This window comes from Bradyrhizobium centrosematis, assembly GCF_045571495.1.
GTDB lineage: Bacteria > Pseudomonadota > Alphaproteobacteria > Rhizobiales > Xanthobacteraceae > Bradyrhizobium > Bradyrhizobium centrosematis.
On sequence record NZ_CP120703.1, the window covers coordinates 1,579,457 to 1,592,774 of the forward strand.

Annotated in this window: 11 protein-coding genes; 7 read left to right on the forward strand and 4 right to left on the reverse strand. The window is 64.6% G+C overall.

The genetic code is table 11. The features are described 5' to 3' along the window. Positions 1–774 carry an enoyl-CoA hydratase-related protein gene (locus P6U31_RS07555; RefSeq protein WP_407187597.1) on the forward strand — a complete coding sequence of 258 codons (774 nt, stop codon included), beginning with the start codon at positions 1–3 and terminating at the stop codon, positions 772–774. Positions 775–962: 188 nt separating this feature from the next. Here P6U31_RS07555 and P6U31_RS07560 read toward each other — a convergent pair whose 3' ends face one another. Both P6U31_RS07560 and P6U31_RS07565 read right to left on the reverse strand, forming a co-directional pair. Beyond that, a complete protein-coding gene (locus P6U31_RS07560; protein ID WP_407187598.1) occupies positions 963–1,139 on the reverse strand; it encodes a hypothetical protein in 177 nt (58 codons plus the stop codon). 9 nt (positions 1,140–1,148) lie between these two features. Continuing rightward, the gene (locus tag P6U31_RS07565) at positions 1,149–1,382 is read right to left on the reverse strand and encodes a DUF6894 family protein (protein ID WP_407187599.1); all 234 of its coding nucleotides are present in this window, start codon (positions 1,380–1,382) and stop codon (positions 1,149–1,151) included. Between the two features lie 390 nt (positions 1,383–1,772). On the opposite strand from P6U31_RS07565, the gene P6U31_RS07570 reads away from it, so the two are divergent. From P6U31_RS07570 to P6U31_RS07580, 3 genes are all read left to right on the forward strand, one after another. Then, positions 1,773–3,665, forward strand: coding sequence for a PQQ-dependent sugar dehydrogenase (locus P6U31_RS07570; protein WP_407187600.1), 1,893 nt, complete (start codon positions 1,773–1,775; stop codon positions 3,663–3,665). Next, the gene (locus tag P6U31_RS07575; RefSeq protein WP_407187601.1) at positions 3,622–4,563 is read left to right on the forward strand and encodes an SMP-30/gluconolactonase/LRE family protein; all 942 of its coding nucleotides are present in this window, start codon (positions 3,622–3,624) and stop codon (positions 4,561–4,563) included. The genes P6U31_RS07570 and P6U31_RS07575 overlap by 44 nt, the downstream gene beginning before the upstream one ends. 287 nt (positions 4,564–4,850) lie before the next feature. After that, positions 4,851–5,876, forward strand: coding sequence for a histone deacetylase family protein (locus P6U31_RS07580; protein ID WP_407187602.1), 1,026 nt, complete (start codon positions 4,851–4,853; stop codon positions 5,874–5,876). A gap of 265 nt (positions 5,877–6,141) precedes the next feature. Here the strand turns inward: P6U31_RS07580 and P6U31_RS07585 are convergent, their stop codons facing one another. Then, positions 6,142–6,873: a 4'-phosphopantetheinyl transferase family protein gene (locus P6U31_RS07585; protein ID WP_407187603.1), complete on the reverse strand. Its 732-nt coding sequence runs from the start codon at positions 6,871–6,873 to the stop codon at positions 6,142–6,144. 726 nt (positions 6,874–7,599) lie between these two features. Here P6U31_RS07585 and P6U31_RS07590 point away from each other — a divergent pair. After that, positions 7,600–8,550, forward strand: coding sequence for a DUF6492 family protein (locus P6U31_RS07590; RefSeq protein ID WP_407187604.1), 951 nt, complete (start codon positions 7,600–7,602; stop codon positions 8,548–8,550). A gap of 12 nt (positions 8,551–8,562) precedes the next feature. On the opposite strand, the gene P6U31_RS07595 is transcribed toward P6U31_RS07590, so the two are convergent. After that, positions 8,563–9,630 (reverse strand): endo-1,4-beta-xylanase, encoded by a 1,068-nt coding sequence (locus P6U31_RS07595; protein ID WP_407187605.1) that lies wholly within the window; start codon positions 9,628–9,630, stop codon positions 8,563–8,565. A gap of 310 nt (positions 9,631–9,940) precedes the next feature. On the opposite strand from P6U31_RS07595, the gene P6U31_RS07600 reads away from it, so the two are divergent. Both P6U31_RS07600 and P6U31_RS07605 read left to right on the forward strand, forming a co-directional pair. Then, on the forward strand, positions 9,941–11,377 hold the full coding sequence (locus P6U31_RS07600; protein WP_407187606.1) for a lipopolysaccharide biosynthesis protein: 1,437 nt from the start codon (positions 9,941–9,943) through the stop codon (positions 11,375–11,377). 240 nt (positions 11,378–11,617) lie between these two features. Further along, positions 11,618–13,174 carry a L,D-transpeptidase gene (locus tag P6U31_RS07605; protein ID WP_407187607.1) on the forward strand — a complete coding sequence of 519 codons (1,557 nt, stop codon included), beginning with the start codon at positions 11,618–11,620 and terminating at the stop codon, positions 13,172–13,174. The last annotated feature ends 144 nt before the right edge of the window (positions 13,175–13,318 follow it).

The window sequence follows — 13,318 nt, forward strand, 5'->3', positions numbered from 1 at the left end:
ATGGCTGGTGTGAAACAGGCGCGGGATGGCGCGGTCGGGATCCTGACGCTCGACGAGCCGGCAAGCCTGAATGCGATGACGCCGGACCTGCTCGGCGCGCTCGCCGCCGCTATCGGCGAGATGTCGCAGGACGAGGGTATTCGAGCCCTGATCCTCACCGGCGCGGGGCGCGGTTTTTGCTCAGGACAGAATTTGAAGGCGTCGGAAGCGCTGGGCGAGGATATCGCCGCCGGCGTCATGCGCTTCTACTGGCCGGCCTTCAAGGCCTTGCGCGAGTGCCGTGTGCCTGTGGTGGTCGCCGTGAACGGGGTGGCGGCCGGCGGCGGCTTCAGCCTGGCCATGGCCGGCGACATCATCGTCGCGGCGCGATCGGCGAGCTTCATCCAGGTCTTCAGCCGCATCGCGCTGGTGCCGGATCTCGGCTCGACCTGGCTGTTGCCGCGGCTGATCGGCCGGCAGCGCGCGCTCGAGCTGATGCTGCTGAACGAGCCGCTGACGGCCGAGCGTGCCCAGGAGATCGGCCTGGTGCGGCAGGTCGTCGACGATGCGAAGCTGATGGACGAGGCGCTCACGCTGGCGCGCCGGCTTGCCGAGGGCCCGACGCGCGCTTTGGTGGCAACGCGCGCCCTTGTCGAGGAGAGCGAGCACGCCACCTATGAGGCGCAGTTCCGCCGCGAGATCGAGCTCCAGGCTAGCATCCGCAAGAGCGCCGACGCGATCGAAGGCCGCAATGCCTTCGTCGGGAAGCGCAAGGCGAGGTTTACCGGGAGGTGAGAAGGGGCTCGCTTTTTCCGCTCGTCATGCCCGGGCTTGACCCGGGCATCCACGTCTTTGGACCCGGCTGCAAGAACGTGGATGGCCGGGCCTTCGCCTCGCCGAAGTGGCTTCGGCCGCGCAGGCGGGACGAGCCCGGCTATGACGAAGAATAGATCGAGATCGGTGGGAAAGCGGCGGACCCGCGCTCAGAGCGGGCGGTTGAGCCGGCTCGCCTGGTACTTGGCGCGCCATTTCGGACCAGGCCCGCGCATATAGTGAAGCTCGGGGCGGTAGGGATCGCCGGCGACCCTGATCAGGGTCTGCCATTTGGCGGCAACGAAGCTCAGCGGATGGCGGAGCAGGCTGAGGGAACCGATCAACATGGCATCACCTCAATGCGGCTTGCCGAGCATGGCGGTGAAGGGGAGGTCAAAAATCTCCTCGCCGTCATCATCGCTGACATGGATCACCCAGTCGCGCCAGTCTTCGTTGCTGGGCGTCAGGATCATCGACCGCATGATCTGGGCGGCACGGTCGCGCGCCTCGGTGAGATTGGAGACGGCGGCGCCGTAGTGGTCGATCAGCGTGCCCTCGGTGTTGGAGCAGTGAAAATAGACCTGGACCATATGCGCCTCCTGGCGGGAGCAACCGGGATGGCAAATCGATACCACCCGAAGCATTCGCGAAACATTCGGGTCGAGCCCGGTAAGGGAATCTACGGAGGTTGGTCGGCACCAAGGTCGTTACAGGTTTAATCACAGGCGGGTGATGTTCAACTGGACTGCGTCCGAGCGGCATGGAACACATTCTCGCGGGACGTTTGGGGGGAGTCCGCCGTGAGCTGTTTCACATTGGAGCGCGAACGCCGAAGGCTGCGCGTATGTGCGGCGATCCTGGCATGGGTCTTGGCGCTCACTTCGTTGGCATCGTCCGAGCCGCTCCGCCGGAGCGGCTATGCGATTGGCACGGAAACCTGCGGCAATGGCGATCTCGCGTTTGCCAGGATTCAGATCGACATGAAGGCTGGATTTTGCGCCGGGCTCGTTGCCAGCGAAGAAGATCGCCTGAAATTTCCGCGGTCGATCGTCCAATTGCCGGGCCGCGAGCTGTTCGTGGTGGCCGACATGGGCGGCTGGGGCCACACCGACGGACGGCTGCTGCTGCTTGATCCGCGCGCGCCGCAAGGGCAGCGGCTCAAAGAGCTTCTGACGGGCATCGAATATCCGTTCGGCCTCGCGATCGGTCCGGACAAAAAGCTCTACGCCTCGACCGCCGAGACGATCTTCCGGTTCGATCCCCTCGCCGACAATCCGCGCGGTACGGTCGAAACCGTCATCCGCCATATGCCGGGGCGCCGGATCGCGCTGCCCGACGGCACCAGGCTCGAGGAGAGCGCGCATCCGCTCAAGCAGTTCGTGTTCGACAGGAGCGGGCGGCTGTTCGTCAATGTCGGCTCGCACAGCGACGACTGCATCACGCCGGCGCCGATCACAAAGCCCTGCGCGGCAGCGGAGGGCGCCTCCGCCATGGCTTCGATCTGGCTGTTCGCGCCGCCCGCGAGCGGTGTCTTCCCGGCACTGAAGCCGGGCGATGCCGATCCGCCGCACATTGTCTATGCGCGCGGCTTGCGCAACTCGATGGCGCTGGTGCTGCATCCCAGGTTTCCCGACGCCGGCTATGCTTTCCTGCAGGGCGAGAACAGCCGCGACTTGCCCGATGTCTTCAAGCCGAACGAGGAGATCAACGCGATCGAGCAGGGCAGGCATTATGGCTGGCCCTATTGCTACGATGTGTCGACGCCCAGTCCGGAATTCAGAAACGTGCTGCAAGGCGGAGTCTACAAATCGCTGTGCACGGCAGGCGCGCTCTACAAGCCGCCGCTCACGCTCATGCCGCCGCACGGGGCGCCGCTGGCGATGCTCTATTACCATGGCGAAAAGTTTCCGGAGCTGGAGGGCAAGCTACTGGTCGGCCTGCACGGCTATCGCCCGACCGGCAGCCGCCTGCTCGTCTACGACGTCGATGACCACGGTTTCCCCAAGCCGAGTGCGCCGCCCGTGCGCTACCACGTCAGCTGTGCGGCCGAGCCGACGCGCAGCTTTCAGACCGAGGCCGGCGAGGTCGCTGCCGCGCCGTTCGATGAGCTGATCGCGGGCTGGCACCGCGTCAATGGCGCGCGGCCGCAAGGCGCGCCGGTCGGCATGACGGTGGCGGAGGATGGCGCGATCTGGCTGGTCGAGGACAAGAACCAGACCGTGATCCGCATCGACCGTGCCGCAGGCGATTCGCCGCTGCCGCTGCCGTGCGATACGCGCAGCCAGGCGATGATCGATCAGCTCACGGCCTTCGTTGCCGCAGATGCGCAGAACAGCGCTCGGCTAACCACGCTGCGCAAAGGCCTGGTCGAGCAGCACTGCGTCGGTTGTCATTCGGATTTCGGTCTGAAGGCAGGTCAATCGGACGCGGAGAAGGATAGGGCGGTGCTCCGTTTCATGCTGGCGCAGGACGGCTGGATCTATCCGGGCGATCCTACGTCCGGCAAGCTGCGCACGCGGCTGCGTGGGATCGGCGCGGAGAAGCTGATGCCGCCGGGCGGCGAAAACCTGCCGAAGACTGAACCCGGCTACGCGCGCCTGCTCGACACGATGGACCTGCTTGTTGCGAAAATGGTTCCGGGCACGCGGATGCGGATCAAGCCAGGCCCGCCGCAGCGCAAGTTCTTTGGCAAAACCAACGGGGAATGCGGCGAAATACCGGCTGGTAAGGTCGTTGTCGTGACACAAAGGAGCGCTGTAGACAAACCCGGCTTCAGCCGCTTCTTCCGGCCGGCCGATCCCTATCTGAATGGCGAGTGCACCGACGGCGATGGCTATTACATCCGGCAGGAATTTCTGGTGCCTGTGCAGTAGCGTCCTCCTCGTTGTTGCGGCGGCGCCCGCCCAAGCGGAGACGAAGCTGTTCGAAAGCGCGCAGGTGACGCCCGCCGGGGAATATACCTTCGGCATCGAGGGCCCTGCGGCGGACCTCGACGGCAATTTGTTCGTGGTCAATCTCGGCAAGCCCGGCACCATCGGCAGGCTGCCTGCGGGCGGCGCGGCGTCGGAGCCGTTCACGGCACTGCCCGAGGGCAGCGTCGGCAATGCCATCCGCTTCGATCGCGGCGGTACCATGTTCGTCGCCGACTACAAGAAGCACAACATCTTCGCGATCCCCAAGGGTGCGACCGAGCCGATGGTCTGGTTTCACTCCGACGAGATGAACCAGCCCAACGACATCACGATTGCCCGCGACGGCACGATCTATGCGAGCGATCCGAACTGGAAGGGCAGGGAAGGTCACATCTGGCGCATCGCGAAGGCCGCTGACGGATCGGTGCAGGGACAGGTGATGGCGTCACCGCGCGCTATGGGGACCACTAACGGCATCGACCTCAGCCCTGACGGCAAGACGCTCTATGTCGGGGAATCCAGCAACGGTCAGATCTGGTCCTATGCGATCAACGGCAACGGGCTGACGAGCGCAAAGCTCGTCAAGGCATTTCAGCCCGACACGATCGATGGGCTGCGCACCGACGTTGCCGGCCGTCTCTATGTCGCGCGTATTCTCAAGGGCACGGTTGCGCTGATGAAGCCCAATGGCGCGGTCGAACGCGAGATCGCGTTGAAGGCCAAGGAGCCGACCAACCTCGCCTTCGGCGGCAGCGACGGCAAGACTGTCTTCGTCACCCAGCGTCAGGGCGGCTTCATCGAAGCCTTCCGCACTGATCAGCCGGGTCGCGAGCACTGTCTCCAGCGCGGGCGCTGCTAGAGCGTGATCGCCTGGGGTTGAACCGGTTGCCGCGGATGGTTCACCTCTCCCGCCTGCGGGAGAGGTCGGCGCGAAGCGCCGGGTGAGGGCTTTCTCTTTTTAGGGATTGTCCCATTGTAGAGACACCCTCTCCCCAACCCTCTCCCGCAGCGGGAGAGGGAGTGCACCCGAGCTCGTTGCAACGATCCAGCCTCGCGCGACAAGTGCGCATTCTTCTTGCTTGCATCCTGCCGCCGCAGGGATCAAGACATCTGTGGCATCGTCATGAGCGAGCACGGAGAGTTTGAGTGAAAGCCGTCCATACCGAGCTGCACCGCAGCCACGACCCGCAATTCTTCCTGGTTCGTGGTGTCGTCAAGCGCACCACCGAGCAGCCGGAGCGCGCCGACCGCCTGCTCAAGGGGCTGAGGGACGGCAAGCACCAGCTGGTCGAGCCGACCAAGTTCGGCCAGGGGCCTCGCGCGCGCATTCACAGTCCGGAATATCTGTCGTTCCTGAGCGAAGCCTGGGAGGCCTGGACCGCGCTCGGCGATTCCGGGCCGGAGATGATCGGCAACATCCATCCGGTGCGGTACGCCGCGACCTATCCAACCCACATCGTCGGCAAGCTCGGCTGGCACACCGCCGACACCGCGGCGCCGATCGGTCCCGGCACTTGGGCTGCGGCCTGCGCTGCGACGGACGTCGCCGTCACCGCCGCGCAGATGGTGATGGACGGCGAGGACGCAACCTATGCGCTCTGCCGTCCGCCCGGTCACCACGCCTATCGCGACATGGCCGGCGGCTTCTGCTTCCTCAACAACAGTGCGATTGCCGCGGCGCATCTGCGGCAGAAGCACGAGCGCGTCGTGATCCTCGACGTCGACGTCCATCACGGCAATGGCACGCAAGGCATCTTCTACGCCCGGCCCGACGTGTACACGATCTCGATCCATGCCGATCCGACCGCTTATTATCCGTTCGTGTGGGGTTATGCCCATGAGCGCGGCGAAGGGCCGGGCCTCGGCACCAATCTCAACATTCCGCTCGCCATCGGCACGGACGATGACGGCTACATCCAGGCGTTGGACCTTGCGCGCAAGGCCATCGAATCTTTCGCTCCCGGCGCGCTCGTCATCGCGCTCGGCTTAGACGCCTCCGAGGACGATCCGCTGAAGGGATTGGCCGTCACCACGCCTGGCTTCCGCCGCATCGGCCAGGCCATTGCCAGGATGGGTCTGCCGACCGTGTTCGTGCAGGAGGGCGGTTACCTCTCCGACATTCTGGGCGCGAACCTGACCTCGGTGCTGGCGGGATTCGAAGAGGCGAGGTGATGTTTTTGACCTCTCCCCGCCTGCGGCACGGGAATTAGCATATGGGACGATTTCGCCTGCGGCCATCCTTTGAGACGCCCGCCGTTGGCGGGCCCTCATGAGGACTGCGTGCGCGACACCAGTTTCAACGGGCACCATGGCTGCTTAGCCTCATCCTGAGGAGACCGCGGAGCGGTCGTCTCGAAGGACGAGGCGCGCGCTCTGAGCGTCGCGGGACGGTCTGCATCTCAGCATCGTTGGAGAACGATGGCGCAGCCGCGGGGCGTCATTCGGCCGCTTGCTGGAGCGGCCAGGCGTTGCGGCTGATGGGAAGGCCTCCGTTCGCGCGGGAGCCGTCGGCGATCGCGAGACGATGCGAGGGCGATGGCGAGCACAGCGAGAAGCGCCAGCCGTCGGGATCGTCGGCGATATCGGGCTTGAAGCTGATCTCGATGGCCTCGCGCGACACCTGCATCGCGAAAGCGTCGAGCGGCAAATTGAGGCCAAAGCCCCTGGCCTTCAAATAGGCCTCCTTGAGCGTCCAATAGTCGAAGAAGCGCTCGATCGCGGCGGGCTCCGGCAGTCCCCGCAGCGTCTCGACCTCCTCCGGTGCAAAGAAGCGAAGCGCGGTGGACAGCGGCGCCACCCGCCGCGATACGGTTTCGACGTCGATGCCGACGGTCTCGTGCCGTGACACGACGCAGGCGACGCAGCCGTCGGCATGAGACAGGCTGAAGTGCAGCGCCGTCGAGGTCGCGGGCGCTGCGACAAACGGACGCCCGTACCGGCCGGCGCCAAAGGACCAGTCCGACGGTGCGACATTGGAGGCGACCTGCGACAATGCCATGCGCAGCATGGCGTGCGCGAAAATATACTGCCGTCGATGCCGCTCGAACATGAAGCGATCGGCCCGGCCCCGTTCGTCGACCGAGAGCAGCCGCCGGCACGTCTCGACCGCGCCCGGCGCGTCAATGGACTCGATCAGTCCGACGAAGAGTTCAATTCTGTCGTCCGCCATCAATTGGGCCTTTTGCGTCAGATCGAGGGCAAATCCCCGGTCCCGACGGAAGAAACAACTGAGCAAGAATCAACTACCCGACCGCTTCTAGCGGTCCACCGGGGCGAATTCTTGTCGATTTGCAGGCCGGTTTACAGGCGCAAGCTTGTGCGAGACCCCAACTCGGCACGCAAGCGGCCCATCTCCGAAAAGGGAAGCGCGATGATTCGCACGGCGTCCCGGCCGACGAATCCGACTTCTTCTTCTTGGCTTTATTCGATCCGCCCAGCACCGAAAGACTGGTATCGACGTCCTTCAGCGCGGACTGAGCTTCGTCTTCTCGGCACCCGGCTTCTAGAGGATCTTGTAGTCCTTGCCGCTTAATGAGGTACCCTTGGTAAATATGATAACGCCCATAACACTCCCACGTTGAAAATAATCGCCCAAATCAAAACGCGGGAACCATCTTGCGCGGTGGCACCAAATAATCAAGCTGCAACTGGCTCATTCACAGCTTTGGCGAGTGAACCCGTAGTCATCCGGGATGTGAGCAGCTCGGCCAGGAGATCGAACGGCAGCGCTGCGCCAACGTCGGACTGAACGGCTGCGCAGGCTTGATTCGGGCGGTACGGGCTCGCCGCCGGATGACTAACCCTTCGTTTCATTTTACCTTGATTCCGTTTGGCAGTTTCCCCGGTCTCCCGGCGCGGCTATGAGTGCGGCTCGATGGCCATTCGAGCGCGCTCCATGCATTCCGTTGCACTGCTGACTGCCAGCTATGCCAAAGATATCGAACGCTTTTCGCTGCTCAGCGAAAGCATCGACACTTGGCTCACCGGATACACGCGGCATTATGTTCTCGTTAACGATGAGGATGTGCCGCTGTTCGAGCGTTTCGCGTCCGACAAGCGGGTGATCGTTCCGGCCTCGCGCTATTTGCCGAAATGGCTGTTCGCGCTGCCGCCGGCGCTGCAGTTCATCAGCAAGCGGCGCGTCTGGCTGTCGCTGCTGTCGTCACCAGTGCACGGCTGGCACATCCAGCAGATCCTCAAGATCGCCGGCGTCCTCAACGCGCCCGAGCAGCGCGTCTGCATTCTGGATTCGGACAATCTGTTCTTCCGCGAGTTCGACGTCGGCCAATATGCCGGCGCCGAGAAGACGCCGCTGTTCGTCACGCCGCGGGACATCGGCGCCGACCACCCGTTGCATGGGCTGTGGCTGCGCACCGTCGATCAGCTTCTCGGGATCACGGAGCGCTCCTTCCCCGCCGACGATTATGTCGGCAATGCGCTGGTGTGGGACAGGGACACCGCGCGCGCCATGACCGCCGCCATCAAATCGGTCACCGGACTGAACTGGGTCCTGGCGCTCTGCCGGAGGAAGAAGTTCTCGGAATATTTGATGTACGGCCATTTCGTCGCGAACTCGCCCGCGCATCTGGCCACCCACCGGATCACGGAAGACAGCATTGCGGTCTCGCATTGGGATGACACACCGTTGGATCGCCCGGCCATCGAAGCGATGATGCGCGCCGCATCGCCCGCGCAGGTCGCGCTCTGCATCCAGTCCTATTCTTCGACCTCGGTCGACGATATCCGCGACGTGTTCCGCCTCTCCTCGCGCGATCGCCGGGCGCCGGGCCTTGTCCCCGACCACGTCGATCACGCGGCCGAATTCGTCGTGCCGAAGGCGCACTGAGATTCGGCGCCGTCAGGCGTCTTTCGTAAATTTGCTGATCACGTCCATGAACGGCTTCGGCTTGAAGTCGCCGTCGAGCGGCAGGGGACGGTTCGGCTGCTTGTCTGCGCGGGCGAAGGTGCCGTTGATCCAGCTGTAGCGATCCGAGAGGCCCCAGGTCAGGATCGAGCGCACCGGGCCGCCGGCCGAGACCGCCGTCAGCAGATCGTCGACGCGTTTGGCGACGATGGCGTCACGCTGCGCCGGACTTCCAGCCAGCTTTTGGTCATCGACGTCGAGCTCGGTGACGAGCACCTCCAGGCCCCACGAGCGCAGCTCGGTGGCGAACTCGGCGAGGCCATGCGTGTCGATCTCGAGCTCGGCATGCAGATGCGATTGCAGGCCGACAGCGTGCAGCGGAACGCCCTGGTCGAGCAGTTCCATGATCAGGTTGCGATAGGCCGCGCGCTTGGCAATGAACGAGTCCTTGGCCGACTCGATGTCATATTCATTGATCGCGAGCTTGACGAAGGGATCGGCCGCGGCCGCCGTGCGGAAGGCCAGCGGAATCCAGCCCTGACCAAGATGCTGCGTCCAGAAGGTGTCGCGCCGGTCCTTTGAGCTGCGGGGATTGTCCGGGATCGGCTCGTTGACGACGTCCCACGAGGTCAGCTTGTCCTTGTAGTAGGAGACGACGGTGCCGATGTGATCGACATAGGCGCGCTCAACGCCCTTGGTGTCCTTGATCTGCTTGGTCCAGTCGGGAATGTCGTGATACCAGGCGAGCGCGTGGCCGCGCATGGTCAGGTCATTGTCCCGCGCAAAATCCAGAATCGCGTCGGCGCGCTCGAAGTTGAATGTGTGCGCGTTCGGTCGCAGCATCGGCCATTTCAGCTCGAGCACCGGCACCACCTGCGTGCAATAAGTGCTGATGGCTTCACCGAGCCGGGGATCGGCTTGCAGGTCCCAGAGCGTGGCCGCCGCACCGAAACCCGGACGGCGCTGGGCGAACTTCGATGCCGGCGCTGCGGATGCCGATGCGCCCACCGCAAGTGCGGCGGCGCCGCCAAGAAGAAATTCGCGTCTGTCGAGCCTGGTCACGGCAGTCCTTTTTCGCACCAACGCATTATCGTACCAAGCGGCACCCGGCGACGCCGGGCTTTCACCGTGTTGGGTTAACTTCTGCCGCCCGCAAGTCATGGTTTCCTTCCATGGTCGCCCATTGCCGGTCGCGGAAGGGCAAATTTAACGCTAACGCACGAAAGCGGCTGCAAGGCCGCATTCCCCGGCCGATCTGCAGACTTATGTGACACTCTTGCGCGATGCTGCGGCCCAGTTCCTTCGCCTAGCCAAGGTCCCCATTGATCAACGGCCGTCATACTCGCAAGACCGCTGCCGGTCCCGAACTCGCATGCTGAACCGCCATTTCTCGATCTATCTGGTTGCCTACATCCTGCCTGCGGCGGTGGGCTTCTTCGCTGTCACAGCCTATACGCGGCTGCTGACGCCGGCGGAATACGGCGTCTATGTCGTCGGCATCAGCCTCGCCGGCATCCTGGGCGCGATCTTCTTCGCCTGGATCAAGCTGTCGGTGTCCCGCTATCAGGCGATGTCGGCAGAGGTGGATTTTCGCGGCACGGCGATGGTGGCTTTTGCGCTCACCTCTGCCGTGCTCTGCGCTACGACCCCGCTGGTCTTCCTCGTCCGCAGCGACGTGAGTGTCGAGCTGCTGCTCGCCAGCATGTTCGTCGCCATCATGGCCAACGCCGTCGATGTCGGTCAGGAGTTCGAGCGCGCGAAACTGCGCCCGTACAGATTTGCCGCAATCTCGATCGTGCGCAGCGTGTCGAGCGTCGGCTTCGGTCTGCTCACCATCTGGCTCGGCTGGGGTGGATTGGGACTGCTCGCCGCGTTCGGGCTGGGCTCGCTCACCGGTATCATTCTCAATCTCGTCGGCGACCGCACCAGGATCGCACGCTTTCAGCGCAGCCAGTTCATGCAGCTGGCGCGCTACGGCCTGCCGCTGACGCTGGCGGGCCTCTCCGTTGCGGTCTATTCGGCCTGTGACCGGCTCATCGTCGCCTATCTGCTCGGCAAGGATGCCGCCGGGATTTTCGGCGTCGCCGCCGATCTGCCGCGCCAGTTCATGGTCATGATCGCGTCCAGCGTTGCCGCGGCCACCGTGCCGCTGGTGTTCCGGTCATTGTCGGAGAATAACAATGAGACGACGCGGGAGCGGCTGACCGAGAGCCTCGAGCTCCTGCTCGTCGTCGTCACGCCCGTTGCGGTCTGGCTCGCGCTCGCCGCGGATCAGGTCGCCGGCACGCTGGTCGGCGTCGACTTCCGCGCCGGCGTGTCGGCATTGCTGCCGACCCTGGTGCTCGCGCGCTTCTTCGGGATTGCCAACCAGTTCTACGTGCAGATCAGCTTTCAGCTCGCCGAGCGTCCTTTCATGCTTGCGGCGCAATCCTTTCTCACGCTGGTGGTCAGCGTGGTCCTGATGGTGGTGCTGGTCGCTGGCTACGGCATCTATGGCGCGGCACTGGCGACGCTCGCGACCGAGGCGATCGGCCTCCTTGTCGCCGTCGTCCTGATGCATCGCGCCCACCCGGTCCCGTTCGACGTCAACCGGCTTGCCGGGGTCGCAGTTTCAGCCGCGGCGATGGCCGCCGCCATCCTCGTTGCGCGTTCGCAGGTCGGCGGCACCGGCTTCATCGCACTCACCATCGTCAGTTTCGCCGGCGGCCTGGCTTATGCCGCCACGGCCTGGCTCCTCAACGTCGCAAATGTCCGGACGCTATCGCTACGCTTCCTGCGAAGCTTCAACCGCAAGGCGCTGGGCGTCTGACGGGCGTATCCTCGCCGGTAGAGGCGGACATTCTGCCGCAGTGAATGCCGCCAGCCTCGGACCAGCCCCGGCTGCAACCGACCTTCCGCTCGGTCGGACCCTCGTATATGAGGGATTTGACGCCCGGCGTGCCGAATATCGCCACAGACGGAACGTAAGGCGGCTGCGATTTCTTAATTGAATGGCAGCAATCTGATACATGATCGGCACGAGCGGGCCGGCATTTCGACCGAGGATGGCATGAAAAACCGACTGACGATGGCGCAACCCACCAAGGCGATGCGGCGTCGGGGGCCTTCCGGAATTGTGACATTGGCGGCAATGGCCGTCCTCGCGGCGGTCGTCCCGGCGAGCGCGGCCAAGCAGGCGCGCCAGGTGACCGAAGCGGTGGCGCAGCGGCAGGCCGGTGAGCCGATCATGGCGATCGTCTCGATCAAGAGCCAGCAGGTCACTTTCTACGATGCCGACGGCTGGATCCTGCGCGCACCGGTATCGACCGGCACCACGGGACGCGAGACGCCGGCCGGCGTCTTCGCCATCGTCGAGAAGGACAAGGACCATCGCTCGACCATGTACGACGATGCCTGGATGCCGAACATGCAGCGCATCACCTGGAACGGCATCGCGCTGCATGGCGGGCCGCTGCCCGGCTATGCCGCCTCGCACGGCTGCGTGCGCATGCCCTTCGGCTTTGCCGAGGATCTGTTCGACAAGACCAATATCGGAATGCGGGTGATCATCTCGCCGTCCGACGCGGCCCCGACCGACTTCTCTCACCCCTCGCTGTTCGTGCCGAAGCCGGAGGCCATCGCGGCGGTGCCGAGCCGGGCCAGCAAACTGTCCGCCGAAGCCGACGAGGCGACCAGGGTTGCGGACGAGGCCAAGAAGGCTGCTTCCGCTGCCGCGAAGGAGGCTGCCGCGCTCCCTGCCGCGCTGCGCAAGCTGGAGCAGCAGAAGGCGCGCGCAGATGCCGAGCTCGCCTTCGCCGACAAGACGCTCGCGAACGCCAAGACCGATCAGGCCCGCGCCAAGGCCGAGGAGTTGAAGCAGAAGGCAGCAGCCAAAGCCGCCGATGCGGCGACGGAGCTCGACACCGCCAAGGCCGCCGCGCAGCCGAAGCGCGATGCCGTGGCCGCAACCAAGGAAGCTGCGAAGGCCGCTGCGGCCAGAAAGACTGAGACCGTCAAGGCGGCGACCGATGCAAAGCTCGCGGGCGAGCCGGTCTCGGTTTACATCAGCCGCGCGACGCAGAAGCTCTATGTGCGGCGGAACACGCACAAGCCTGCGCCCGACGGCGGCGGGGAGGTGTTCGACACCAGCATCGAGGTCCCCGTCACGATCCGCAATCCCGACCAGCCGCTCGGCACGCATATCTTCACGGCGATGGCCAAGACCGACACAGGCCTGCGCTGGAGCGTGGTCACGATCGAAAACGGCGACGAGGCCCGCAACGCGCTCGATCGCATCACCATCCCGCAGGACGTGTGGGATCGCATCGGGCCGACCGCATTGCCGCGCTCGTCGATCATCATCTCGGACGAGCCGCTGAGCAGCGAGACCAACTACCGGACCGAGTTCGTCGTGGTGCTGAGCAACGAGCCGCAAGGCGGCTTCATCACGCGCAAGCCGACCGCGCCTGCCATGATCGCGAGCGATGACGGCTGGGACAATGGCGGCAACGGCTTCGGCTTCTTCTATCAGCGCGATCCCTACGTCCAGCCGGTCAATCCGCGCCGGCAGCGTGGCCAGTACCAATATTATCAGTCGACGCAGCCGATGCAGCGAAGCTGGTGGTAGGACGCAGGGCGTGGCGCGGCGTGAAGTCTGACCGGATGAGGCTTGATCGTTGCGACGACACAGGTGCGCTCCCTCGCCCGCTTGCGGGAGAGGGTCGGGGAGAGGGTTTCTCCGCAATGGGACAATCCCCTAGAGGAGAAAGCC